This is a genomic window from Pseudomonas sp. EGD-AK9, assembly GCF_000465935.2.
In the GTDB taxonomy this organism is placed as follows: domain Bacteria; phylum Pseudomonadota; class Gammaproteobacteria; order Pseudomonadales; family Pseudomonadaceae; genus Aquipseudomonas.
Genome location: NZ_AVOF01000561.1, coordinates 1 through 1,351, shown reverse-complemented (window position 1 = coordinate 1,351; position 1,351 = coordinate 1). Strand labels below are relative to the sequence as shown.

At 68.8% G+C, this 1,351-nt stretch carries 1 protein-coding gene; it reads left to right on the top strand.

Going from position 1 to position 1,351, the window contains the following annotated elements; genetic code table 11:
• Positions 1–1,170, top strand: a 1,170-nt coding sequence (locus N878_RS20570) for an AMP-binding protein (RefSeq protein ID WP_021445420.1), incomplete at its 5' end; no start/stop codon positions are given.
• Positions 1,171–1,351: the final 181 nt, after the last annotated feature.

Below are 1,351 nucleotides of genomic sequence, written 5' to 3'. Positions count from 1 at the left end.
GCCGCCGGCATGCTCGGTTGGGACGCACTGCTGGCGCACGCCGAGGCGGTCGGCGCCGAGCAGCTGCGCGCCTGCAGTGCCCAGCTGCAGTTCGACGAGCCGATCAACATCCAGTACACCTCCGGCACCACCGGCTTTCCCAAGGGCGCGACGCTGAGCCACTACAACATCCTCAACAACGGTTACATGGTCGGCGAGAGCCTGGGCCTCACCGAGCACGACCGCCTGGTGATCCCGGTGCCGCTGTACCACTGCTTCGGCATGGTGATGGGCAACCTCGGCTGCCTGACCCACGGCAGCACCATGATCTACCCGGGCGACGCCTTCGACCCGCTGACCACCCTGCAGGCGGTGGCCGAGGAGCGCGCCACGGCGCTGTACGGCGTGCCGACCATGTTTATCGCCGAGCTGGATCACCCGCGCCGCGGCGAGTTCGACCTGTCCAGCCTGCGCACCGGGATCATGGCCGGGGCGACCTGCCCGATCGAGGTGATGAAGCGGGTGATCGGCGAGATGCACATGGCCGAGGTGCAGATCGCCTACGGCATGACCGAGACCAGCCCGGTGTCGACCCAGACCGCGGCGGACGACGACCTGCAGCGCCGCGTGGCCAGCGTCGGGCGCACCCAGCCGCACCTGGAGAGCAAGGTGGTCGATGAGCACGGGCGCATCGTCGCGCGCGGGCAGATCGGCGAGCTGTGCACCCGCGGCTACAGCGTGATGCTCGGTTACTGGAACAACCCCGAGGCCACCGCCGAGGCGATCGACGGCGCGCGCTGGATGCACACCGGCGACCTGGCGGTGATGGACGAGGCGGGCTACCTGAGCATCGTAGGGCGCAACAAGGACATGATCATCCGCGGAGGCGAGAACGTGTACCCGCGCGAGATCGAGGAGTTCCTCTTCGGTCATCCGGCGGTGGCCGACGTGCAGGTGGTGGGCATTCCCGACGAGCGCTACGGTGAGGAGATCGTCGCCTGGATCAAGTGCCACCCCGGCCAGGCGGTCGACGACGAGCAGCTGCGCGAGTTCTGCAAGGGGCGCATCGCCCACTTCAAGGTGCCGCGGCATTTCCTCTTCGTCGACGCCTTCCCGATGACGGTGACCGGCAAGGTGCAGAAGTTTCGCATGCGCGAGATCAGCATCGAGCAGTTGAGCAAGGCCGGCTGAGGCGCGGCGGCGATTGCCCGCGCGCCGGGCGCCTGCCACAGTGCGCGTCCCACGTCCCCACCGGCAAGGAGCACGATGAGCGCCAGCAGCGAGAAGGGCACCATCTCCGTCCATCTGGTGGCCGAGGCGCTGCTCGAGTGGCGGCGCCGCGGTCTGCCCGACGAGCCGCTGCTGGAGCAGG